Below are 21,737 nucleotides of genomic sequence, written 5' to 3' on the forward strand. Positions count from 1 at the left end.
GCCGACGGAGTCACTTGAATCGGCGCCGCGCGTGCTTGAGACGCCGGACGGGCCGAGACTGAGCCGGGGCCGGAAGGCGGCCTTCGCACTCGCGTGCCTCGCTGCCGGGTTCCTGCCGGTGTCGGTCGGTTACGTCCCGGGCGATGCCATTCGGCTGGTCTGTGGCGTGGCCGTCGTCGCCGCCTTCCTTGTCCTCGCGCTGCTGGCCAGGCGCAGTGCAATTATGCACAGGTACTGGGAGATACCCCTTGCCTTCTTCGGCATGGCCCTCTTCGTCCTGGCCGATCGCTACGTGCCAGGATTCCTCGTGGTCCAGGTGCTGCACAGCCCTCCGGTCCCCGGCAACCCGCTGGCCTCGACGGTTCCGGGCACGGTGGTCGTCGAGCTCGACGAGCTGCTGCTCACCCTCCTCGCCGTCCTGGTGGTGGTCTGGATCTCGAGGAGTTCACTAGCCTCGATCCATGTCCGCAGAGGGCGATTCGGAAGAGCCTACGCGATCGGAATCGTCGGTTTGGTCGCCTTCTACGTACTCACCTTCTTTGCCCTGTCCCACGCACGATTCATCCCCGTTCACGGTACCTTCGATCTCGGCCGCTATCTCGGCCTGACGCCTGCGCTCCTGGCCGCGGTGGCTGCCAACGGGTTCCTGGAAGAGCTGATGTTCCGCGGTCTGCTGATGTCCAGGCTCAACATCGCCTTCGGACCCTACCTGGCGACCTTCATCCAGGCGGCCATCTTCGCTTCCTGGCACGTCGGGGTCGCCTACACGGCCTCGGCCATCGTCTTCATCGTCCTGTTCGCTTTCCCCCTCGGACTGATCGGCGCCTATCTCACGCGCAGCTCGGGCAGCATCGTTCCGTCGTCACTCTTCCACGCGGGCGTGGACATGCCGATCTACCTGGCATTCCTGTCCTACATCTCCTAGCTGCCTGAGGGCGCCAGCCCTGCTCCGACAAAGCCACCGTGAGTTAGCAGAAGGTGGGCCGCCCCTGCCGTACCCACAGATTCCCGACCCGCGTCATGACGCACTAGTGGCAAAGTTGAAGGAGAGACAAGAGCAAAGACGCCAGCGCGAACCCGAGTAGGGTCGCTCTACCGGACGCTGCCGTTCCCTTCATCGAAGCGGGAGCATGGAGTCTCGCCCAAGAGAGACGTTGACCGGATCTACGACGGCTACCCCGATGTTGCGCTCGAGATGATCAACGGCCGCACCTTTGACGGAAGCATCCAGCTGCTTGAGTATATTCCGACGGTTCTGTCCGAGCCGCCAGGTTCCGCGACTGTCTGAACAGACTCAGCCACAGCTCAGCGAGGAGACAGCCGCGTAGCCGACGATCGTGTCAGCCTCTGAAAACTGTTGAGAAATCTCCAGTACGCGTCCGTTCAGGGATAGCCTCGGACGCGCCGTCGCATCACGCCTACTTTGCGGCGTCAACCGCGACACCGGGCGGTAAGGCGATGGCGCCCGCGAGGGCCGTTCAGGCGAAGGGCGGTCCCGCCGCGCAGGTGCGGCAGGTCAGCGCTGCCGTCGCCGGTGCACGTGAGAAAGGCGACTTGCTCGGTCCAGGTCAGTCGGGTTGACGATGGACCCTCTTCGATCAGGACGGTGACGAGCGAGGTCCAGCGCAGCACTCTGTCGATGAGTGATTCATACGTGAACACGATTCGACGGTTCGCGACGATGTCGATGTAGCGGGACCGATAGTCGAGACTTTCCGGCGCCGATTCCCCGGCGGAGAAGGTGCTGCTTGCAGTCTCGCCCCCCGCCGACACGGAACTCATGGTGGTACGTCGCTTCCGAGCCAGGGAGTCCGAACCAGCGACGGCGGATGCCTGAGTCGGCAAACGCAGCGAAGACGGCGGATGGATCAGCATTGAGCTCGCGAGCGAGCGTGAACGTGTCGTGGCGGACGTTGAGCACATCGTCCGGCGTCGAATCTGAAACAGTCACTCCGGCCATGACTCAACCCTGCCTCACGAGACAACGAGAGACTAGCAAGAAGCCGCCCTCTCGTCCGGGGGACCGCGTCCGGTAAAGGATCCCTCAGTGGGCAGGCCGACGACCGATTGCGGCGTGCGGCCGTCGCGGAGCTCGGCGCGTGGGAGGAGGAGTCACGCGGAGTGTCGAGGCCTCCGGACTGAGCGGGGCAGCGTCGCGGGACAGTGGCGGGCCTCGGGGCCGGCTTTGCAGTCGAAAGCGTCGGACCTCAATTCGAAACTGTTGACGCCAAGAGCATGAAGGGATCCAGCCCGGAGCGTAGGCTCCGTGCAGAGAGGAGCAGCCATGCCCACCGACAGCGACCACCTGAATGCGTTCGCCGCGATCCGCCACGGTGAGGTGGAACGCCTTGAGGCCCTCATACAGGCACACCCCGATCTTCCCAACTGGCGTCTGGGCGGGCCCGCGCGAGGGCGTACGCCACTTCATGTCGTCACCGACTGGCCCGGCTACTTCCCGAACGGACCGCAAATCGCCCGGCTCCTTCTCGAAGCCGGAGCCGACGTCGACGCGCGCGGCAAGGACGGCTCTGGCGAGACACCGCTGCACTGGACCGCCAGCAGCGACGACGCCGCGGTGGCCCGGGTCCTGATCGCGGCCGGGGCGGACATCGAGGCGCCCCACGGCTCGATCGGGACGCCGCTCGACAACGCGATCGGCTACGGCTGCTGGAACGTGGCCCATCTGCTCGTCGAGCGCGGCGCGCGAGTCGACAAGCCCTGGCACGCTGCCGCCCTCGGGGCGCTAGACCGCCTCGAGGAGCTCCTCCACGCCGATCCCGTCCCGGGAACGGACGACGTGAACCAGGCACTCTGGCACGCATGCGCAGGCGGGCACCGGCGCGAGGCCGAGCTCTTGGTCGAGTTCGGCGCCGATCTCGCCTTCACCCCGGACTACGGCCGAGGCACCCTGCTCGACGTGGCCTCGAATCACGGAACCCAGCGGATGAACCTCATCGAATGGCTGGAGGGACTCGGCCTTCGGCGCAGTGAGGGCTAGGGGTGTCCCCCCTAACTTTCGGGGGTTTGACTGGCAGCTGTGGGAGCGCGTCGTGGACAGGTGCTCTCTCAGACGAGGCATAGGCCCGGCTCGGGGCCTTTGATGCCAGTGGCATGATCGCCCGTCGCGACCGAGTCGGGCGGTGGCGAGGTCACGTCGGACAGGCAGCCGGCCGCAGTCAGGCTGTCCAGGGATCCCCTAACGGGCGGCGCGCCGCCGGAACCCGGGCGTGCCGCCGGGAGCAGCGACGCGGACCGATCCAGCGTGCTCGACACGATCTCGCCTCGTGCCAAGGCCGCTCGCAGGGATGATCAAGTCATTCCCTGTCACGAGTCGTGCCTCCGAACCAGCGCGACGGCTGCGGTTGGACCTGCGAGGCACTCGAAGAAGGCCCTCGGGGCAAGGCACGCCGCCCCACCCGGCCTCTTTGGACCGGAGGGAAAGAAGCAATAATCCTCGAACTCGTCGACCACGACGGCTAAACGAAAGTGGCCGCCAAGGGCCGGCTGAACCTGGTCGCAGCCCCAGAGCTGAAGGCCGCCGTGAACGACGCGATCGCCGCGGGCCACCGTCGACTCGTGCTGGACCTGGCGGAGGTCGACTTCATGGACTCCAGCGGACTCGGGGCCATTGTCGTGTGCCTCAGGGCCGCCCGTGAAGCCGGGGGCGACCTGCGGCTGGCCAATGCGGGTGAGCAGGTGAGGATGGTCCTCGAGCTCACCGGCTTGCTCGGCGTCCTCAAGCCCTATGCCAGCAGCGAAGGGGCTTACCGGAATGGCTGAGCCCCTCGTCACCGACCACGCCCACGGGGCCGCGGTGCCCGACTTCGTCGACGATGTCCAGGACCTGCTCTCCCGGGACCTGCCCAAGGCACCGGAGATCGGGCCGCAGGACTGCATGGCGTTCGAGCTGGCCGTCGTCGAGGTCGTCACCAACGCAGTCCAGCACACCGAGGCCACCCACAAGACGGCCGTCGAGCTGGACTTCGAACTCGAGATCCGACCGTCTCTCATGCTGGCGCGCCTCTACGAGATCGGAGCCGAGCCTTTCGACATGCCGGAGTCGGACACCATGCCCTCGCACGAGCAGAGTCGGGACGCGGCCTGGCCCTGGCGCGCCAGCTGCTCTCCACTATCACCTGCGAACGCCGCGGCACGACCAACCTCTGGACCCTCACGCGCCAGCCGGGCCACACTAACCGGCAGGCCGGCCACGGACCCCGCAGGCCCTGAACGACCTCGGCTGGTTCGGTTTACCGTGAGGTATGCCAGCCGCGAAGTCACTTCCTATGACCAGAAGGTCACACGGGCACGCGAGCTCAAAGCGCAAAGACTCATGCCGGCCTTGGGCGAGATTGCTCGAGGCGGTAGGCCGCTCCACATCGGGCGGCGCACGACGGCCCAAGCCCGAGCGCGGCGCAGCACCGTTTGTGGCTCCGTCATTCCTTCGGACTCAGTTCGAGGGCCGCAGAATCCGGGCGTTGTCCCGAAGACAAGAGCTGCATGGGCGGAAGGGGTGCAAGTGCGACTACGCCGCCCGGGGTGCGGGCGGTCATCCCGTCACGACGTCCCTGCGTCCCACGGCCGCGACCGCCACGGCTGCGGCGGCGAGGCCCGCGGCCGTGAACCAGACTGAGGCTGACCAGGAGGGCGCCGCCGCTGCGATGTCGGGGGCGTGGCCGAAGGCGGCGATGCGTACGCCCCACTCGGGCACGCGCAGGAGCTTGCCGAGCATCGCGACGGTCGCGCTCCCGGCCAGGGGTGCCCACGCGAGCGCATGCCACCGGGGAAGGATGGCGATCAGGAGGAGGGCGATCCCGCCGAGCGCGAGGCAGGCGGGCCATTGGCCGAGGATGTAGCCGAGCGCGCGGAGGCTGGCGTGGTCTTCGTGCACAAGGAACGCGGTCACGGCCGCCGCGGCGAGGCCGCCGACCGCGAGCAGGATGAGGGAACCGATCGCGGTGACGGCGGCGGTGGCTGCGAGCACCTGCCAGCGCCGCTGGCCGGTGGTGAGGACGAGGTCCACCAGTCCCGCCCTTTCGTCGCGGGCGGCGTGGCCGACGGCGATGACGACGTAGCAGGCCACGGTGATCCCGAGGATGAGGCCGACGAAGGCGAAGTAGCTGGCGACTGGAGCGTTCTGCCCCGTCATGCCCTGCATCAGCTCGCTGGTGGCCTGGTCGTTCTTCATGACGGAGACGAGCCCGGAGCTCAGTCCGCCGAAGAGGGCTCCGAGCAGGCCCAGGCCCACGGACCAGGCCACGATCTGGGCCCGGGACAGCCTCGCGGCGAGTCCGACGACGTTCCGGGCCCTGGCGCGTCGGGTGCTGCGGCTGCGGGGGGTGAAATAGCCGGCCAGGAATTCCCGGTGGGCGCCGAGGAGCCGTTCGACGGCGACGAGGCCGGCGATGGCTCCGAGGGAGGCGGCGAGTGGCAGGAGGTGGTCCCCGGAGTAGGGGGCGACGACGGCCCTCCACCCGAGCGGGGTGTACCAGTTCAGCCAGGGCTGGCCGCCCGTGTCCGCGAGGGCCCGGACGACGAAACTGGTTCCGAGCACGGCCATGGCCAGCCATCGGGCCGTGGTCGCCTCGGGCATGAGCTGGGCGCAGATCAAGGCGAGGACGCCCACGGCGAACGCTGCGACGGCGACGACGGCGCCGAAGGAGACGGCTCCGTTTGTCGTGAGCTCGGCAACGTGCCCGACCTGCAATGCCAGGACAAGGCTGCACAGTGCGCCGAGCAGTCCGGACGCGATGGCGAGGACGATGAGCACGGCGATGCCGTAGCGGCCCGGGGCGACCCCGCAAGAGCGCACCAGCTCGAGCGTGCCGGCGTCCTCGGCGCCGCGGGAGAGCCGCACGGCGAGCAGGAGGGCCATGAGGCAGCCGAGGACCATGAGGTAGGCCCCGGTCTCCATGGTCAGGAGCTGGCCGACGGTGCCCGGTGACGGGATGAGTCCGTAGAAGACCTTCATGGCCACATTCGCGCGCATGGTCTCGATCAGGACCTGCCGCTGGGACAGGGCCGGGTAGGTGGCCGCGTAGGAAGGGGCCGTGATCGCGACGAGGGCGGCGAGCGGGATTACCCAGGCCAGGATCCGGACCCGTTGCTGGCGCAGGAGGAAGACGACGAGGGCGGTCATTGCGGACTCGTCTCGTAGTGGCGCAGGAAGAGATCCTCCAGGCTTGCGGGCACGCACGTGATGTCCTGGGCATCGGCCCGGGCGAGGATGCCGAGTACCTCCGGGACTCTCGTGCGTGGGACGCTGAGTTCGACTCTCCCGTCGGTCTGGTCCGCCACGTCCAGGCCGACGGCGCGGAGCTCGGCGAGAGTCGGTCCCGTGTAGTCGCCGAGGATGGCGGTGACCGTTGATGCCGCAAGATGCCGCATCTGGGAGAGCGGACCCGATTCGATCAGCCGGCCGTCCTTGATGATCGTCACGTCCCGGCACAGCTGCTCCACCTCGGCGAGGTCGTGGCTCGACAGGAGCGTGGTGCGGCCCTGTGCGGCGGCCTCGCGTATGCAGCCGGCGAAGACCCGCACCATGAGCGGGTCGAGTCCGGCGGTCGGCTCGTCGAGAACCAGCAGCTCCGTCCGGGCGGCGAAGGCTGCGACGAGCATGACCTTCTGCCGGTTTCCCTTGGAGTACGTGCGCACGCGCTTGCTCGGGTCGAGGGCGAACCGCTGGACGAGGTCGCGTTCGACGGTTGGGTCGTAGGCGCCGCGGAGCCGTCCGAGGACGTCCAGGACCTCCTGGCCGGTGAGGTTGCCCCAGAGCGCGACGTCCCCGGGCACGTAGGAGACCCTGCGGGTGATCTCGGCAGGGTGTTCGCCCGGGTCCAGGCCGAGGACGTGCACGTCACCGGCCGAGCGTGTGTATAGCCCGAGGAGGACCCGGATGGTCGTGGTCTTGCCCGCGCCGTTGGGGCCGAGGAAGCCGTGGACCGCGCCCCGCTCCACGACGAGGTCGAGCCCGTCGACAGCACGCAACGAGCCGAACGTCTTGACCAGCCCGCGGCACTCGATGGGGTTCGGAGAAGGGGAGGAGTGGATCATCGCCTTGTCACCTTTGCGCTGGTCGGGTTGGTCGTGGTTGTCGTTCCGGAGGGGCCGGGCGCGTCGTGAGGCCGGCACGGTCTGCCGCCGCTTCGAGGAAGAGCCTGTGCACGGGCTCGGGGAAGAAGAAGGAAACAAGCTCCATGACGGCCGGGGGCACGCCCGCGGCGAACTGGGCGATGACGTCGACCAGGTCGAGGCCAGCAGAGCGGACAAGCAGTTCGACCGTGCGCTCTGCCAAGGAGTCGACGGCGACTGCTAAATCTTCCGCCGCCAGTCCTGCCGTCGTGTCGCTCAGGTGCTGAAGCTCTCCGAAGAGCTCTAGGGCCTCGGAGATGGTCGCGTCGTCGAGACTCGTGGCGAAGGAGACTACAGCTTCGGGGAGCATCCGCCGGTAGGCCGCGATCTCCAAAAGCTCCCGTTCACCGCGGATTCCCCGTCGGACCGCCTCGTCGCCAGCGCAGTTCTCGATCTCGTCATAGAGCCGGCTGAGAGGAGGGGGAAGAGGGGTCAGCACCGAGCCGGACTCGACGGTCTGGAGCAGCCGCGCCACGTGCTCGCGCCGGGCGGTCAGCTCCTCGATCCGCACCGTGACCGCGTCCAGGGCAGCGCGCAGGTCGGCGGCCACGCTGGCCGGGGTCCCACGGCCGCCGATGAAGTCAGGCAGCTGGTCCAACGGGACACCGCCCTCGGCGACCCATCTGACGTGAAGCATCCGGGCCACGTGCTCGAAACCGTAGTCTCTGTAGCCGTGCGGCGAGGGCGGGACCGGAAGCAGGCCGATCTGGTGGTAGTAGCGGACCGTCCTTGGCGTCGTGCCGGTCAGTTCGGCCAACTGGCTGATGCGCATGAATCCACCTTCCGATGTGACGTAACGTCGCTGTCAACGCCAGAGGCCCGGCTCGGGCCCCTCAGAGTCCGAGCGTCAGCAGGGTCTCCGGCGAGGGCTCGCCCGCAGCGGCCGAAAAGGTCTCGAGGCCCGCGACGATGGACGCGCGTTCCTCCCGGCCCAGACGCCTCAGGATTCGTGCGATGGACTCCCGGCGCTGCTGGGTAGCGCCATACACGATGTCCGTGCCCTTCGGGGTGATCCGGACGAGGATCTCGCGCCGGCTGTCGGGGCTCGGGGCCCGCTCGACAAATCCGCCGTCTTCCATCCGGTCGATGAACCGGCTGAAGGTCGAGGCCACGGCCCCGAGCCGGGCTGCGAGGGCCCCGATCGCGGTGGAGCCCGAGCTGGCCAAGACCACCAGAACGCGGAACTGCGGGAGCGTGACAGTCTCCAGCGCATCCGCGACGGAGCTCGCCACCACGCCGAGCAGTGCCCGTGAGGCCCGCAGCACCGCCTCGACATCGGCCTCGGCCCCGCCCGGAGCCGTCCCCTCGCCATCGCGAAGGCCGCGCCTGCCAGCCTTCCGATCGTTCTCTTCGGTCACGCCGTCCCCCTTCGCTGTCTGCCATCCGGTAACCTATGCACATCTGCAAATAATGCCATTCTACAACTTACGGAAGTCCTGACGTTGGACACGCCGTCTCTCCGCGGATCCTGGTGGAGATCGCGGGCCCGCATCATCAGCGGCCGGATTGGCGTCGGGTCGCTCTACCTTGTGGCCCTCGCCATCCTCGTCGGCCTCGGCGCGGGGCTCGCAGCCGTGGCCTTTCGCTGGCTCATCGTCGGCGCCACCCAGCTCTTCTCGGGCACCACGGATTTCGCGGCAAGCCAGGGTCACCCCGCAAACCACTGGGTGCCGTGGCTCGGGCCGGCCTTCGTCATCCTGTCCCCTGCCGTCGGCGGACTCGTCTACGGGCCTCTCGTGCACCGCTTCGCCCGCGAGGCCCGCGGGCACAGCGTGCCCGAGGTGATGTACGCCGTCGCCCGCAAGGGAGGACGCATCAAAGGACGGGTCGCCGTCGTCAAGGCCGTCGCCTCGGCGCTGACTATCGGGTCGGGCGGTAGAAACACGGCGCTGCGATCGACGTCAGGCCACTCATTGATCGCGTCATCGACATAGACGCATTCGAGATTCGTGAGGAACCCATCGGAGTCTGTGAAGGCAATGACCTCTCGCGGAAGTCCGTCATCGCGATCGATCTCCTGGACGTGTGACCGGGAGGTATGTCGAGTCCACAAGAGCGGGCTCCACCAGCGCTCGGTCGATGATTAGGGTGATGGACGGGCATCCGCATGCGCAATTCCGCTCGGCATCCACGATGTGTTCGACCTGGGAGCGGAGTTGCGCTGCGCCTTGGAAGTCCATCTGAAAAAGACGGTCGAGCACCCTGCGCTCAACATCAGAAAGCGGTTGCATACCTCCAAGCCTGCCGATGTCACACCTCGCCCGCAATCCACTCTTTTCCCGCAAGGCATCTCCACCGAAGCCGAAGTGGTCCCGGGTCAGTCCGTCATCCTGGACCTAGTTCTGGTTGACATCGCCAAGCGATGCCCTCGCGCTTCTCAGACGCGTCATCCAGACGAGGCGAGCATTGCAGATTTCGCTGCCCGGATTATGGCAGAAAACAACTCGGCAGTGTCACCGTTGATCCTTCAGCAGTGAACTCGGAAACTTAGGCAATGCCGGCCCGCGTTCCTTGGGAGCTAGACCTAGGCAGGCTACGACGCGGATCGCCGTGATTGTGTCAACCCAAACGGGGACCACTTTGACAATCTAAGCGGGACCCACCTTGGCGTCGGCCCGGTCGACTTTGTGCACGTCTTTCTAGCGCCGCCCGTCACCTGTCCGTGCAGCAGACCCGACGGGTTCGCTGCCCGATCGCTCAGCGCGAGTCCCTGATCCCTGTCGACGCACGAGTCACCTCTAAGGTTGGACGCCCGGGAACATGTCGGATTTTGTTCAGCGTCGAGCCTTGACAAGAAAGCCCCCTAAGCGCATATTGATGCTGCCGCGCGGCAAGCAGTTTCAAAACAACCTTGAAATTTCATGCCCGGAGGGGGGAAATGGCAACTTGGCATTCTGGTCTCGGTGACCATTGGGGCCGCTTTCGATTGAAGCTGCCCCGGCGCTTCAGTATCGCTTTCGTTGTCGGAATTCTGCTTGGATCTGGCGTCGGCGTTGCTCAAGCCGAGCAACAGAACGGCGACTTTGTATACTTTACGTCCAACGGTATTGTATACATGAATCAATCGATCATAAGCAATGACGTTTGGCCTGGGTATGCGGATACGTGGGTCTACACGCGTACCGGACAAAACGTCTTGCAGGAGATGATGGGGGATGATGCTCGCTCATACGTGTATGACGGCGTCCTCTATCCATTGTGCTCGGAGAGCGGAGACGTGTACGGCTCTTCCACTGAATACTCTCCGCAGTTCGGCGAAGCCGTGATAATTCCGTGCGGCGCGTACACATACTACAGCAAGGGGCAAAGCCTCACTTTCAACGGTACCTACTACGATCGCAACGACACCTATCCATCGCCAGTAATTTGGGCTGGGGGATGATGGGCATGGCACGGAAGCACATGATTGGGATTGCAGCCGTTGTCGCTGCCGGCGCGCTCGGAGGCTTTGGGGTGTCGTCAGCGGTGGCGACTTCGCCTGCCGGCGTCCATCTGAACCAAGGAGGGGGCCAGGTGACGTTTCCGAATCAAGGGGGGAGCCAAGCTGCGTTCCCGAAGAATGCAAGGGGTGAAACCTACGGCTCAGGGGCCTTCGTGAAAGCGGGAGAGGAACCCGACCTCATCTCTGCTATAGGCGACGACCACAAGACCTGGGGGTACGTGCGGAAGACAGACATGGCATCTCGGGCCCAGCCGAAGAATCCTGAGGAGGTCAGAGCGCGCGCCGCGTCCGCTCAGACCGGAAGGGTCGGCGACAAGGTAGTCCCCCTATACGCCCAGGACGGCGTGACTGTCGTCGGATCTTTCACCGTCAAAGGCTGGAGCGTGCAGGCATCGATCCCTCCTAAGAAGTAGGCAGGATCGCCTGCCCAATCGATTGATCTCCATCACTCAGACAGGGCCTTCGCCAGATTCGCGGAGGTCCTGTCTGGCTCACCACCTGCGATACCGGCGTTGCCACAACCCACAGTCTTGCCGGGCTCTCCGGTCTCTAGCTGTTTGCCCTGGTATGGGCGAGCCGGTAGGAGTCGGTGCGGTTTCGATGATGGTGCCTTTGAAGGTGAGCCGGTCGACGATTGCAGCGCAGAGGCGGGGGTCGGTGAAGGTGCGGGTCCAGTCGGCGAAGCTTGAGTTCGAGGCGATCGCCACGGACGCCTTCTCCTCGCGCCCTGTGAGAACCTGGAAGAGCAGCTCGGCGCCACGCCTGTCCAATTCCATATAACCCAATTCGTCGATCAGAAGACAGTCGACTCTGCCGTAGCGGGCGATGGTGCGGGCGAGCTGCTTCTCGTCGGCGGCTTCGACGAGCTCGTTCACGAGCTTGGTCGCGAGGGTGAACTTGACCCGGTACCCCTTCTCCGCAGCAGCGGTTCCGAGGGCGATGAGGAGGTGGGACTTGCCGGTCCCGGAGTCCCCGATGAGGCACAGCGGGTCGCCGGGGCGGATCCACTCGCCCTGGGCGAGCTGGTGGATCGTGGCGGGGTTGACGTTCGGGTTGGCGTCGAAGTCGAAGTCCGCGAGCACCACACGACTTCCCATCCGAACCACCTCACGTAGGCAAACCCATCGGGCATACCCACCGTCGAAGGTGGTCCTGAATCAAACCGTCACAACACGCCGGTCGGGAGGCAGGTGGTCCTGAATCAAGCCGTCAGACCGGTCCTGAATCAAGCTGCCATAGTCAAACGGGCTGTCGGGCCCCAGGGTTCCGGTCTTCGGGGCGAGCAGGTTGCGTTCGGCGCATTTAGCCTTCAGCGCCCGGGTCGCGGCCGCGGCGCTCGCGGCGCTGGCCTGCACGAGCCGTGCGACGCCGTCCCAGTCCCGGTAGCGGGTGCGCGCCTCGACCAGGCCGCTCGGGCGGCGGCGGGTGGTGATCTCGCCGTAGGTGCCGATCGTCACGCGGGGGCGGCTCACCAGGTCACCGCCGATCCGGCTGCGGCGGCGGGTCGCGCTGGGCCTCGATCCAGGCGGTCACGTCGGCCACGGCGAACTTGAGGTGCTTGCCGAACCGGTACGCGCGCGGCCCGAGGCCGCGGGCGCGCCAGTCGTAGACCGTTGAGACGGGGACGCCGAGGTAGGCCGAGAGCTCGCGGATGCCTAGCATCGGCGGAAGTCCGGAAGAAGGCGGGAGGGGTGCTGGAGCTTGCGTGCGGCTAGGGACTTGGGGCCCGCTGATGCCGAACGCCTGACGGCGTCAAACCAGCCGAGACGCCGGACCACGCAACCCACACCTCGCTGCCCAGGCCCGCCTACACTCGATGCACGGACGAGAAGGGGGAATCGTGGAGCCAGACCCCGGGAGGCAGCACTCCGACGACGGGCAGTGGTGGTGGGACGGCCAGCGGTGGCTCCCGGCACTCAGCCTCGACGGGCGGTGGAGGTTCGACGGGCGCGCCTGGCGCCGGAACAGCCAGTGGCGGGAGCCGTCGCGCGCGGTGCTCATCACCGGAGGGATCTGGGCTGCTGCATTGGCACTGTGGGCCCCAGTACTGATGATGGTCCTGCCCGCCCCGAGCGGCGTTCTCGATACCGGGGAGGAGACGGTGCTCATCGCCGTGTTCGTCGTGGTGGTGCTCCTCGCAACCGTGGCCACCGGCTTTGCCGTGGGACTCGCGACGCAGCTCAGGTGGCTCTGGCTCGCCTCCGTCGTCGGCGCCGGGGCCCAGATGGTCGGGTACGTGGCGTCCATGGTCCTCTCCGACGCCCCGTCGGCAGATGATTTCGCGGCTGTCGGGTCCATCATGCTCACCGGGCCGGTGCTGCTGGGCATCACGGCGCTCCTCTGGGCCGGGGCAGGACTGGGCAGGCTGGCCACCGCAATCCGCCGCCGCATGGTGCGCCGCACCCCATTGGCCTGATGGGTTGGCTCCGCTCATCGATCACGCGCCGAGAGCTCACGCGGCCGACCGCACCCTTCGCGCGGCACGGCCTCAGTCGGACCCGCGGCCCGCGTTGAACTCAGCGGCCAGCGCCACGAGCGTGGCAACTGACTCCGGGGACTGCTGCGCGAGCGGCCGGTTCGGATGCGTTGCCGCGAGGCCCCGACCCCTGATCTCCCCCACCATGGACGCGAGTTCCTCGTCCACCGCGGCGACCCTGTCCAGGAGCGCCTCGACCCGGGGCAGTGCTCTACGGTTCCGCGGCGCCGACGCGGCCGTGAAGTCCAGCTCCAGCATCACCGCACCGTTCGGCTGATACGAGACGGTGGCGAGATCGCCGACCTTCCCCGTCACCGGGTCCTCCACCACGATGACGAGCTTCGGGTCCATGGTCTGCCGCGGGTCGAACCTGACGCCAGCACTCTCGACCGCCAGCACGAGCGCCTCGATCGCCACCAGCGCACCCGGGTCCCGCACGGCCAAGTCCGCGCGCATCGACTCCGGAGTCCACCACTGCCTCGCTCTGACCGTCCCGCTCACGGCTGCTCTCCTTTCCCCTGTTCTCGACGCCTTCAGTCGGACACGAACACCGGGCGCCCGGAGACGTGCCTCCAGATCACATGGTCAAGCCGCCGGGGCTCCGCGGGGTAGGCCTCGGCTGCCCGGGTGATCAGGTCCGCGACCTGCATCGGGGACAGGCCCCTCGCCTCGACGCCCGCGTGCTCACCGACGAACCTGATCACCATGCGGTCCGGCTTCACCGACTGGAACCCGGCGAGGATCAGGAAATAGTTGAACGTCGTCCCCGAGGACTGGCTCGGCAGCCTCAGCCAGGCCTTCTTGACCTCGGCCAGCCCGCGGCCCTCCGCGTGCCTGGCGTGCAGGTCCGCGACCGAGTCGATCCCCAGCCCCTGCATGCAGCGTGCCGCCTGCCGGACGACCTCGGCCTTCAGCGGGGCTCCGGCCTTCGTGTGCGCTGGCTTGAGATTGTGCACGAGGTTCGCCCACGCGGCTGACCCGCCCGTCTCCTCGATGGAGCGCAGCAGATCGGCCGCGCCGTCCGTGTTCGGGTCGTGGCCCTGGCCCCTCCGGTGGTTTCGGTACGCGCTCACCACGTTGACCACGCTCTGGTAGTGCGATCCCGTGGAGTAGATCGAGTCGATCACGCACAAGGCGAGGGAGCCCGGGTAGCCGTCGGCCGCGACCCACCTGGCCGGGTCACCGAACAGCTGGCGGCAAGCCGCCACGAGCACGGACACATCGGGCTGGGATCGAAGGATCACCCGAGGACTGTAACCCTCCGACCGGGCAGCCGCCTGCAATGGGCCGTGCGCCGCCGCGAGGCGCCGCCGATTCGCCCTCGCCGCGTTCCGGGTCGGGCGGAGGACTCAGCCGCGTCCGAACCGACGAACCACGCAACACGCCCTGCGCCTCCACTCGACCCTAGCGCCAGTCCGGCACACGGGGCATGTCTTCGCGCGAGAGCCGGTACCGCCGACGTTCCTCGGGCCACAAGGGCCTCATCGTCACCGTCGATGCGCGACGCCATCGCGTCCGGGACGTCCCGTCCTCGGCTGCAGCTTCCAACAGACGGAAACGGGAGAGACGGTTCGAACGATGGCTGAGGCGTCAGAGGGCAGCCAAGAGGTCGGCGACGAGTGCGGCGAAGGCAGGTGCCACGGTGGGATCCTCATGAGCGGCTGAGGCGGCCAGTTGGGCGATGCGCCCGTTGGCGGTGGAGGCGTGGGTGCGGTAGACCTCGATCGCCTCGGCCGTGGCCTCGCGGGCGTGCTCGTCTGTGCTGTGGGACGAGAACCCCGCCACGAGGTCCGGGGTATCGATGGCCTGGAGGATGCGGAACGCGTCAAGGGCGTCTTTCTCCTTGAGCCGATCGGGCTGGTCATCGGCCTGTCCGAGTCGCTCGCTGATCTTGATTGCCTTGGCCGTCAGCAGCGCGGCCGGACCTGCCACCCGCAGTTCGAAAGTCCTGTCGTCGTCGGCTTCAAAGGCCGTGATGGTGACCGGCGCGTTGTCGATCAGGGCGGGTTCCAGGCCTCGGGCAATACGTGCGGTCAACTTCTCGTGCGGGGCGATCCGGGCTGCTCGAGCCGATGCCCTGGCCGTTCCTGCCTGATGCGGTACAACCATGAGGTCGACGGCCACGTCGCCGACGTTTACCCAGTGGCCGGGGTTGGGGCCGGGCGTGAATCCTGCTGCACGCAAGAGGCTGCCGATCTCGGGTGTACCGGAAAGGTCACGGGTGTTGACCGCGAGGTCGGCGTCAGTGGTCAGCAGCGGTACATTCAGGTCGGCGTCACCGGTGTGGTGATAGACCGCCTGTGCTCCGACGAGGATGAGGTTGTCGAGGTGCCCCTCCAACGCGGTGAGTGCATCGAGCAGCACGCGGCGGGCTACGACGTACTCGGGAGCGAGGCTCATCAGGCTCCCCATGCTTCGTCGGTGCGGACTAGTGCCCCCATGAGTTGCTCGGCTTCGGCGTCGCCGCGGCCCGGCAAGGTCAACAGGTCGGCGAGAACGAGCGCCACGGGCGCGATGTCGGAGTTGAGCACGGCTCCATCTTGGGGCATTGCCATGACAGTATTCGCCGCGGCAGGCTCGGCGGGGACGAGTCCCAACTCCTCGGCCACAGCGCTCAGGCTCTCGGTGTAGAGCGCCAGGAGACGCAGCGGCACCACCGAGGTGATGCCGTCGGGCAGCAGCCGTCTGGCTCCGGCTGAGCCCGTCAACGTGGCCGAGGCGGACAGGTCGGCGATTCGTGCGAGCGTACGGTCAAGACCGCGCGGGGCGATGTAGTAGCTCGACGATCGGTTTGTCTTGGCGAAGGAGTAATCGCGCACCCACCGCCGAACGAGCGCCCGGCGACGCACCGTTGTGATCTCGCCGCGTTTGTCACGGTCGATGACGCCCTCGCTTGCCAGGGTCGGAAGGAGTTTGGACACCGATCCGGGCGAGACGTCGGCACGGGCGGCGAGGTCGCGCACCCCGAGCGGCACGTCCAGGGTGCACAACGCGCGAATGATGCGACTGGCGGCGACTCCGTTGAGACGGACCACCGCCGTCGGGTTCCCAGCGCGCGGGGACTTCTCCGCCCCCTGCCCAGTCAACAGGATCAGGGGCACGTCGGACGTCATCCGCACCCATCCCGTCGCGTCGGCGTAGCTGATGCCGTCGGCGGCCAGCGCCTCACGGAGGCTGGGGCCGATGTAGTCCGAGACGAACAAGACTGGCAGACCTGCCGTCCGGGCTTGCTCCCGCAAGGTCGCGAGCAGAGGGGCGACTGCCCTCCCCGACCGCTTGACCTCGACGAGGTACCTCACTCTCGTCCCGGCTGGCCCGATCAACGAGACCGCAGCGTCGGCGCCTCGGCTCTCCTCCGGTGGCTCGGTAGCCGATTCGAGATGCCACGAGGCAGGCAGAAGCGAGGTGATGCTGCGCACGGCATCACGAAGCAACCCTGTTTCTCGAATCATCATGTTTCGCATATCAAGAAACAGCGTAGTTTGAGAAACGCGGAAAGGCAATCGAGGCTCGCCTAGCCCCGGCGCCCGCAGCCATCCGCACATCACTTCACCCGCAGCCCAACCGTTAACTTGGTGGTCGACTCAAGAATGCGAACCTCGCAGCTGGCCGCACGAGCGGCAACACAGAGTTCCCGGGCCTATTGAAGGCGGTCCAGCGCCCGGAGGAGCGTCTCGGGCTCGGCCACGTCGTAGAAGGCGACGGCCTGAGCTTGGCCCTGATTGTAGAAGTCGAGCCCCGTGTTCAGGTACATGGTCTGACCGGCGACCCAGCCGAATACGATGCTCGCGTGGCGGCCGTCCCGGGACCGGCTGGTCCGGACCGGGGTGCCCTTCAGTGGGATCTCGTTCGAGGACCTCCGTCCGGTGAGCATGATCGCGCGGGAGTCCGTGAGTCCATAGACCGTGGCCAGCTTCCGGCGCCTCTTGTACACGAACCGGCCCACGGTGAAGTACAGGCCCACCAGCACGAACGGGACGCCCCACAGCTCGAAGAAGATGGGCGCGTGGCTCGCGATGGCCGTCCACTCCCAGAACACCGCGAATCCAGCCCACATGATACTGAACGGGACGAGGAACAGGTCGGCGCTCACGAAGCGCACCTTTGGGTCAGGTCGCCCGACCCAAAGGAGCTGCTCGCCCGGGCGTAGGAGGGGACGGAGCCGATCCCACGCCTCGAAGTCGGAGACCGACTGGTGCCGACTCATCTCACCTCCCACGGGATGCCTCCCGCTTCGCCCTGCGCCGCTCGGCGATCTCGTAGGAGCGAGGATCCGCCAGCGACGTGTAGTCGCCACGCTGCGGGATGCCGTTGATCACCATCGAGTTGTCCAACGTTGCTAGGCTCGTCATTGACGTAGCGGGGCACCATGCCGTGGCGGCACTGCAGCGGTCGCCCGAGATACTCGTACGCCTGACGGGCGGCACGGCGCACCCGGACCAGGTGGGTGCTGAAGAGGAGCACCGTGCCAACGAAGCCGATGAGCATGCAGACCGAGCCCGCGATGCTCAGCCAGAGCGGCATGCGTCCCGTGGCGATCCCGATGAGCGGCCAGACCACGTTCAGCCCGATTCCAACCAAGAAGTGCGGCAGGTACTGAGAGGCACTGAGCATCGTCCATGCGGCATCTTCCCCCATCCGCGGTGCGACGTTCTGCTCCACCCGCTCGATGGTCACTGCGCTCGGTGCCATGGTCCCTCCTTGGGTTCAGCCCCTCGGCAAACCGCTTGTCCCGGTGGGCGGCACACCCACCGGCTCTGTGTCGTCCAGCGGCAGCCCCGCCTTCCTGCGGCGCCGGTCCACGGCGCACGAGCGCAGAAATCGAACCTCGTGGTAGGCCATCACCCCGACGCACCCGAACGCCGCGAGCATCAGCGCTCCGACGATCCCGAAGGCCACCCAGTCCCCGCGGGAAAACACCGGGCGAGTGATCCCTCCGACGATGAACGCCAGAATCAGGAAGCCCCGGCCGCAGAGGTCCCACTTGACCATCTGCTTCCAGATCGCCTTGGTCCGCCTGCTGTACTTCGCATCCATCCTCTCAGTCCAGATCAGCATGGCGCTCTCACTCCCGGCCCCGGCGGAGGCTGCACCGGAGGCGCCTCCCGGTGCCCGCGGACGCATTGCTCTGGTCAGCCACCCTGTCCCCCGCCTCTCGACGCGCGGACATCCGCGAGCCACGTGTCCCACTCCTCCGTGCTGGAGAGCGCCCGGAACGGCGCCGACCACTCGCCGCTCCCGTAGCGGGCCTTGAGGTCGTCCACCGCCATCGACAACGGCACCACCGACCCCAGCAATACGGCCGCGGAGGCTGCGGCGCCAAGAATGCAGTACACCGCGAAGCCCGGTCCCCCGACCCCGGCCGAGGCGAGGACACCCGCGCCCACGATCACCACCGCTCCTAGGAGAAACCCGCCGACGCAGAGGACCCGGGCCTGCCAAATCCAGCGCGCGTCCTCCACGCCCCACCTCGACTCCCACCGCGCCACGTACGACTCCCTGCGGCGGAAGTACCACGACGGCCAGCGCCCTGCCTCCCCCGGCTCGGGGGCCGCCATGCTCGGCTCGGGCTGGCCGGGTCCGCCCAGCGCGCTCCCCGGGCCGCGCGGGGCATCCTCGAACGAGAGGGACCGCTCCCATGCGGTCCACACCGGGGACGGCGCGAGGGGGATGCCGAGCCCGAGCGGCACCGCCCCCAGCGGCGCCCGCGGCGAGTCCCGGCGGTTCAGGAGGGCCCACCCATCGAAGTCCTCGATCCGGGAGAGCGCCGAAAACGGGATCCTCGTCCTGCTGTCCACCTCATACCCGGCCTTGATGATGCTCAGTCCCTCGGAGAGCGGCCTGATCGAGGCGTACATGAGAGGCAGGCCAGACGCGCTCCCCACGGCTGCCACCGCGACGTACAGCGCGTCGGGGACCCGGGCGAACGCCAACAGAACCCCGACCGCCGCCGTGGCCATCATGATCCCCCACCCGAGCATGTAGAAGACGCGGAACCTGTAGATCGAGCGGGCGGCCTCCGGACCCCACCTCGACTCCCACCGTGCGGAGAACGTCTCTCGACCACGGTCGTAATCACGGAGGAACCCCGGCGGGACAAACGAGCGCAGTCGCAGCGTCCCCCGCAGGCGGTCGCGCCTCTCCATGGCACCCCCAAAGATCCTCGAAACGTGGCTGCTCCCAACAACCCTCCCCCTTCGCATGCCGAGCCCACCACACTTGCCGGTACTCGATTTTCGACTCTGCGGGCATACTCGCCCTCGCCGCGCACCCCAGACGCCCCGCGGCATTGCATGGCGGGAGTCGACGCCTGTCTGACGCGTGCAAGATGTCCCCCGCGTTCCCGACCGCGCGGGCGTCACGCAATGTTTCGCGAACCGGCGCGGGGCGCCATTGCGCGGTGTGGCTGAACAGCTCGGCCTCCATGTAGTCGTACGTGACCTCGACAACGCGCTCGGGCCGCAGCGGGGTGAACGAGAGATCCTGTTCCCGTTCCAGCGGGAGCGCGCCGCCGCCGTAGGAATGCGCGCTGCCGACTGGTCGCGATTGTCCAGCAGCACCTCGGCGGGCTGCGCCCACGCCCAGGGGTGCCCGTCGAACGTGGTCACGAGCGGCTGCAGCTCCTTTAACAGCTCCTTGCGGCGGGCCAAAGAAAACGCCCCGATGACGCCCACGGAATCCAGCCGGCCCTGCATCATCGGCTCTCCTTCATCGATGGCCTTCGTGCCCCGCCAGTCCACCCTCCCGGTCAAGGCGGTTGCCGCCGCCCATGAGGTGACCGGCCGCACGCTTCAGCTTCCTTAGGGTCGGCGTTCGACGACTGCGGGCGCCCGTCCGCTGGCGAATCGTCCAGGTTTGGACCTGATGGGCTGAGCCCGTCTGGTCCCGGCACCGCACCGACCTCGATGCCGGGGAGCGCGTGTGCACCTAGCTGCTGGAGGTGCCGGCCCCGATGAACACAACGAGCCGCAAAACAGAACGACCGGTACGGGGTCACCCGGCCGGGAGAGCACCCAGCCATGCCGCGCACAGGGGTCGAGTACATCTGCGCCGGGCCCTGTGTGCCGTGCTTGGCAAACCCGAACCGGGCCTGACGCAGACTGCCGCGGAACGGGTCGTTCTGCCGCGGCCAATCATCAGCGAACCGCTAAGCGAACTCGTGGACGACCCCCTGCTCGCGGGGACGCTGCGTGGCGTCAGGAGGCCTCAGAGTTCGGCGGCACTGAGGATAACTCCAGGTCAGACGGTGGGGCCACCGTGGCCCCACCGTCAAGGGCGAACGGGAAGACCCCCCAAGCTTGCCGGCCCGAACTCGTGCACAAGTCTGGAACATCTCGCCGTCGAGGCGCTCGTCCGCACTGACACGCGCAGCGGTGGCGATGACCGTCCCGGCGTCGGTGCTGGGACGAGATCGCCAACACTGCGACGGCGGGCGTCCTGGTTGGCCGTCGGCGGGCATAAGCCCAGGTCGCACGGTGCCGCCACGGTGGCGGCACCGTTGGCCGCCATCGCGAGGGAGACCGTGGCACTGCTGTACGCAGCGTCTGCAGCGTCTTCAGTCCCCACGAGTCCCCCTCATGCCCGCCTGACGCGCGAACCTTCCCGTTCGGCACCACTCTCGTTCCATTGCGTCCTGTATCACCCAGCGTCGCACGTGCGCAGGCAGCCTGGGAAGATCACAGCGCGTCCTTCGCGAAGGCGCGCTCGAGCATCTCGGCGGTGGCCGGGTTCACCATCTCGTTGCGGCGGATGTAGTGCTGGATGGTGATCTTCGGGTCTGTGTGGCCGAGCAGCTCGGCGGCGAGGTCGACCCCAGCCTGGGCGTTGATCGCGGTCGCGACGGTCCTGCGGAACATGTGCGGGGTGACCCCGGTGATCCCGGCCAGGTCCATCACGTGGCGGAGCTGGCGGCGGACGTTGTTCGTCGTCAGCGGCGTTCCCTCCCGGCTTGAGAACAGCAGGGCGTCCAGGGACGGGTCCTCCAGCCGCGCGAGCCGGCGGCGGACGGCCTCGGCGGTGAACGACGGGATGGCGACGGTGCGGCGGGACTTCGCGGTCTTGGGGTGATCCTGCCGCGTGGTCGGCTCGCCCCGGGGGCTGACGATCGTGCCGGCGATGCGGATCGAGGGCGGGGCGGCGGCGATGTCGACGTCGCGGCGGCGGATGGCCAAGACCTCCCCGATCCGGGCGGAGGTGCCGAGCATGACCTCCACGATCGCACCCAGCTGCCCGTCGGGCCTCGGCCCGAAGGGCGACCGGCCGGCCTCCCAGAACGCCACCGCGGCGCGGATCGCGTTGACCTCCGCCGGGGTGAGGGCGTCCGGGGTCCTGGCGGGGCGGTGCAGGCGGGCGACGTGGTCGACCGGATTCCGGGGCAGGACCTCGTGGCGGACGGCCAGGGCGAGGGCGAGCCGCAACACGACGCGGGCGTGCTTGGCCTTCGCGTAGGACTGCTTCGCTAGCTGCTTGAGGAACTGGTCGCAGCGGGCCACGCCGATCTCCCGGAGGGTGAGCCCGGCGAAGGTGGGGAGCACGAGGGTGCGCATGTCGCGCTCGTAGAGCTGCCGGGTCGCGGTCGCGAGCCGGCCCTCGAGGTCGATGTCCTCGAGCCAGTACTCGACCAGGTCGGGGAACGGGCTGTCTGGCGCGAGTGTCCCGGTCGTCGGGGCGAGCAGGTTGCGTTCGGCG

25 protein-coding genes and 2 pseudogenes are annotated in these 21,737 nt (G+C 67.6%); 10 read left to right on the top strand and 17 right to left on the bottom strand.

Annotated elements, in window-relative coordinates; genetic code table 11:
• Nucleotides 1-166 precede the first annotated feature (166 nt).
• Together ACLN58_RS05975 and ACLN58_RS05980 are read left to right on the top strand one after the other, a co-directional pair.
• On the top strand, nt 167-925 hold the full coding sequence (locus tag ACLN58_RS05975) for a CPBP family intramembrane glutamic endopeptidase (RefSeq protein WP_415854355.1): 759 nt from the start codon (nt 167-169) through the stop codon (nt 923-925).
• A gap of 231 nt (nt 926-1,156) precedes the next feature.
• Nucleotides 1,157-1,288, top strand: a pseudogene (locus tag ACLN58_RS05980) (deaminase); the annotation flags it as partial.
• Nucleotides 1,289-1,431: 143 nt separating this feature from the next.
• On the opposite strand, the gene ACLN58_RS05985 reads toward ACLN58_RS05980, so the two are convergent.
• Nucleotides 1,432-1,773, bottom strand: a complete 342-nt coding sequence (locus tag ACLN58_RS05985; RefSeq protein ID WP_415854356.1) for a hypothetical protein — start codon at nt 1,771-1,773, stop codon at nt 1,432-1,434.
• 511 nt (nt 1,774-2,284) lie between these two features.
• Between ACLN58_RS05985 and ACLN58_RS05990 the strand changes: the two genes are divergently transcribed.
• Nucleotides 2,285-2,998 (top strand): ankyrin repeat domain-containing protein, encoded by a 714-nt coding sequence (locus ACLN58_RS05990; RefSeq protein ID WP_415854357.1) that lies wholly within the window; start codon nt 2,285-2,287, stop codon nt 2,996-2,998.
• Nucleotides 2,999-3,486: 488 nt separating this feature from the next.
• On the top strand, nt 3,487-3,780 hold the full coding sequence (locus tag ACLN58_RS05995; RefSeq protein WP_415854358.1) for an STAS domain-containing protein: 294 nt from the start codon (nt 3,487-3,489) through the stop codon (nt 3,778-3,780).
• A gap of 769 nt (nt 3,781-4,549) precedes the next feature.
• Here the strand turns inward: ACLN58_RS05995 and ACLN58_RS06000 are convergent.
• The 4 genes from ACLN58_RS06000 to ACLN58_RS06015 form a co-directional block, all read right to left on the bottom strand.
• Nucleotides 4,550-6,139: a hypothetical protein gene (locus ACLN58_RS06000; RefSeq protein WP_415854359.1), complete on the bottom strand. Its 1,590-nt coding sequence runs from the start codon at nt 6,137-6,139 to the stop codon at nt 4,550-4,552.
• Nucleotides 6,136-7,053 (bottom strand): ABC transporter ATP-binding protein, encoded by a 918-nt coding sequence (locus ACLN58_RS06005; RefSeq protein ID WP_415854360.1) that lies wholly within the window; start codon nt 7,051-7,053, stop codon nt 6,136-6,138. Before ACLN58_RS06005 ends, ACLN58_RS06000 begins: the two co-directional genes overlap by 4 nt.
• Before the next feature lie 7 nt (nt 7,054-7,060).
• Nucleotides 7,061-7,903 carry a MerR family transcriptional regulator gene (locus tag ACLN58_RS06010; RefSeq protein ID WP_415854361.1) on the bottom strand — a complete coding sequence of 281 codons (843 nt, stop codon included), beginning with the start codon at nt 7,901-7,903 and terminating at the stop codon, nt 7,061-7,063.
• Between the two features lie 61 nt (nt 7,904-7,964).
• A complete protein-coding gene (locus ACLN58_RS06015) occupies nt 7,965-8,489 on the bottom strand; it encodes a MarR family winged helix-turn-helix transcriptional regulator (protein WP_415854362.1) in 525 nt (174 codons plus the stop codon).
• A gap of 84 nt (nt 8,490-8,573) precedes the next feature.
• Here ACLN58_RS06015 and ACLN58_RS06020 point away from each other — a divergent pair, with 84 nt between their 5' ends.
• The 4 genes from ACLN58_RS06020 (at nt 8,574) to ACLN58_RS06035 (ending at nt 10,986) form a co-directional block, all read left to right on the top strand.
• Entirely contained in the window at nt 8,574-9,065 is a 492-nt protein-coding gene (locus ACLN58_RS06020) for a chloride channel protein (protein WP_415854363.1), read from the top strand.
• A gap of 201 nt (nt 9,066-9,266) precedes the next feature.
• The gene (locus ACLN58_RS06025) at nt 9,267-9,608 is read left to right on the top strand and encodes a hypothetical protein (RefSeq protein WP_415854364.1); all 342 of its coding nucleotides are present in this window, start codon (nt 9,267-9,269) and stop codon (nt 9,606-9,608) included.
• Between the two features lie 401 nt (nt 9,609-10,009).
• On the top strand, nt 10,010-10,513 hold the full coding sequence (locus ACLN58_RS06030; protein WP_415854365.1) for a hypothetical protein: 504 nt from the start codon (nt 10,010-10,012) through the stop codon (nt 10,511-10,513).
• A gap of 5 nt (nt 10,514-10,518) precedes the next feature.
• The gene (locus ACLN58_RS06035; RefSeq protein WP_415854366.1) at nt 10,519-10,986 is read left to right on the top strand and encodes a hypothetical protein; all 468 of its coding nucleotides are present in this window, start codon (nt 10,519-10,521) and stop codon (nt 10,984-10,986) included.
• A 136-nt stretch (nt 10,987-11,122) separates the two neighbouring features.
• On the opposite strand, the pseudogene ACLN58_RS06040 reads toward ACLN58_RS06035, so the two are convergent.
• The 3 genes and pseudogenes from ACLN58_RS06040 to ACLN58_RS06050 form a co-directional block, all read right to left on the bottom strand.
• A pseudogene (locus ACLN58_RS06040) lies at nt 11,123-11,652 on the bottom strand (ATP-binding protein); the annotation flags it as partial.
• Nucleotides 11,653-11,730: 78 nt separating this feature from the next.
• Entirely contained in the window at nt 11,731-12,030 is a 300-nt protein-coding gene (locus ACLN58_RS06045; RefSeq protein WP_415854367.1) for a hypothetical protein, read from the bottom strand.
• A 19-nt stretch (nt 12,031-12,049) separates the two neighbouring features.
• A complete protein-coding gene (locus ACLN58_RS06050) occupies nt 12,050-12,235 on the bottom strand; it encodes a helix-turn-helix domain-containing protein (RefSeq protein ID WP_415854368.1) in 186 nt (61 codons plus the stop codon).
• Nucleotides 12,236-12,413: 178 nt separating this feature from the next.
• Between ACLN58_RS06050 and ACLN58_RS06055 the strand changes: the two genes are divergently transcribed.
• The gene (locus ACLN58_RS06055; protein WP_415854369.1) at nt 12,414-12,989 is read left to right on the top strand and encodes a hypothetical protein; all 576 of its coding nucleotides are present in this window, start codon (nt 12,414-12,416) and stop codon (nt 12,987-12,989) included.
• Between the two features lie 72 nt (nt 12,990-13,061).
• Here the strand turns inward: ACLN58_RS06055 and ACLN58_RS06060 are convergent, their stop codons facing one another.
• From ACLN58_RS06060 to ACLN58_RS06095, 8 genes are all read right to left on the bottom strand, one after another.
• Complete coding sequence (locus ACLN58_RS06060; RefSeq protein ID WP_415854370.1) at nt 13,062-13,550, bottom strand: hypothetical protein; 489 nt, start codon at nt 13,548-13,550, stop codon at nt 13,062-13,064.
• Nucleotides 13,551-13,582: 32 nt separating this feature from the next.
• Nucleotides 13,583-14,293, bottom strand: a complete 711-nt coding sequence (locus ACLN58_RS06065; protein WP_415854371.1) for a hypothetical protein — start codon at nt 14,291-14,293, stop codon at nt 13,583-13,585.
• A gap of 346 nt (nt 14,294-14,639) precedes the next feature.
• Complete coding sequence (locus ACLN58_RS06070; protein WP_415854372.1) at nt 14,640-15,413, bottom strand: hypothetical protein; 774 nt, start codon at nt 15,411-15,413, stop codon at nt 14,640-14,642.
• Nucleotides 15,414-15,448: 35 nt separating this feature from the next.
• Entirely contained in the window at nt 15,449-16,252 is an 804-nt protein-coding gene (locus ACLN58_RS06075) for a helix-turn-helix domain-containing protein (RefSeq protein ID WP_415854373.1), read from the bottom strand.
• Between the two features lie 437 nt (nt 16,253-16,689).
• Nucleotides 16,690-17,142, bottom strand: coding sequence for a hypothetical protein (locus ACLN58_RS06080; protein ID WP_415854374.1), 453 nt, complete (start codon nt 17,140-17,142; stop codon nt 16,690-16,692).
• A gap of 110 nt (nt 17,143-17,252) precedes the next feature.
• Nucleotides 17,253-17,741: a LapA family protein gene (locus ACLN58_RS06085; protein WP_415854375.1), complete on the bottom strand. Its 489-nt coding sequence runs from the start codon at nt 17,739-17,741 to the stop codon at nt 17,253-17,255.
• Nucleotides 17,742-17,756: 15 nt separating this feature from the next.
• Complete coding sequence (locus ACLN58_RS06090; RefSeq protein WP_415854376.1) at nt 17,757-18,107, bottom strand: hypothetical protein; 351 nt, start codon at nt 18,105-18,107, stop codon at nt 17,757-17,759.
• 74 nt (nt 18,108-18,181) lie between these two features.
• Nucleotides 18,182-19,195 (bottom strand): hypothetical protein, encoded by a 1,014-nt coding sequence (locus ACLN58_RS06095; RefSeq protein WP_415854377.1) that lies wholly within the window; start codon nt 19,193-19,195, stop codon nt 18,182-18,184.
• A gap of 256 nt (nt 19,196-19,451) precedes the next feature.
• Here ACLN58_RS06095 and ACLN58_RS06100 point away from each other — a divergent pair, with 256 nt between their 5' ends.
• Complete coding sequence (locus ACLN58_RS06100; protein WP_415854378.1) at nt 19,452-19,853, top strand: hypothetical protein; 402 nt, start codon at nt 19,452-19,454, stop codon at nt 19,851-19,853.
• An 872-nt stretch (nt 19,854-20,725) separates the two neighbouring features.
• Here the strand turns inward: ACLN58_RS06100 and ACLN58_RS06105 are convergent.
• Nucleotides 20,726-21,737, bottom strand: a 1,012-nt coding sequence (locus ACLN58_RS06105) for a tyrosine-type recombinase/integrase (RefSeq protein ID WP_415854379.1), incomplete at its 5' end; no start/stop codon positions are given.

Source organism: Sinomonas sp. G460-2 (genome assembly GCF_047759905.1).
Taxonomy (GTDB): Bacteria; Actinomycetota; Actinomycetes; order Actinomycetales; family Micrococcaceae; genus Sinomonas.

Bases quoted from the DNA above. Each gene is read 5' to 3' on its own strand.
- ACLN58_RS05990 (WP_415854357.1), top strand. From the start codon at position 2,285: ATGCCCACCGACAGCGACCACCTGAATGCGTTCGCCGCGATCCGCCAC.
- ACLN58_RS06000 (WP_415854359.1), bottom strand. From the start codon at position 6,139: ATGACCGCCCTCGTCGTCTTCCTCCTGCGCCAGCAACGGGTCCGGATC.
- ACLN58_RS06005 (WP_415854360.1), bottom strand. From the start codon at position 7,053: ATGATCCACTCCTCCCCTTCTCCGAACCCCATCGAGTGCCGCGGGCTG.
- ACLN58_RS06010 (WP_415854361.1), bottom strand. From the start codon at position 7,903: ATGCGCATCAGCCAGTTGGCCGAACTGACCGGCACGACGCCAAGGACG.
- ACLN58_RS06030 (WP_415854365.1), top strand. From the start codon at position 10,010: ATGGCAACTTGGCATTCTGGTCTCGGTGACCATTGGGGCCGCTTTCGA.
- ACLN58_RS06035 (WP_415854366.1), top strand. From the start codon at position 10,519: ATGGCACGGAAGCACATGATTGGGATTGCAGCCGTTGTCGCTGCCGGC.
- ACLN58_RS06050 (WP_415854368.1), bottom strand. From the start codon at position 12,235: ATGCTAGGCATCCGCGAGCTCTCGGCCTACCTCGGCGTCCCCGTCTCA.
- ACLN58_RS06085 (WP_415854375.1), bottom strand. From the start codon at position 17,741: ATGGCACCGAGCGCAGTGACCATCGAGCGGGTGGAGCAGAACGTCGCA.
- ACLN58_RS06090 (WP_415854376.1), bottom strand. From the start codon at position 18,107: ATGCTGATCTGGACTGAGAGGATGGATGCGAAGTACAGCAGGCGGACC.
- ACLN58_RS06095 (WP_415854377.1), bottom strand. From the start codon at position 19,195: ATGGAGAGGCGCGACCGCCTGCGGGGGACGCTGCGACTGCGCTCGTTT.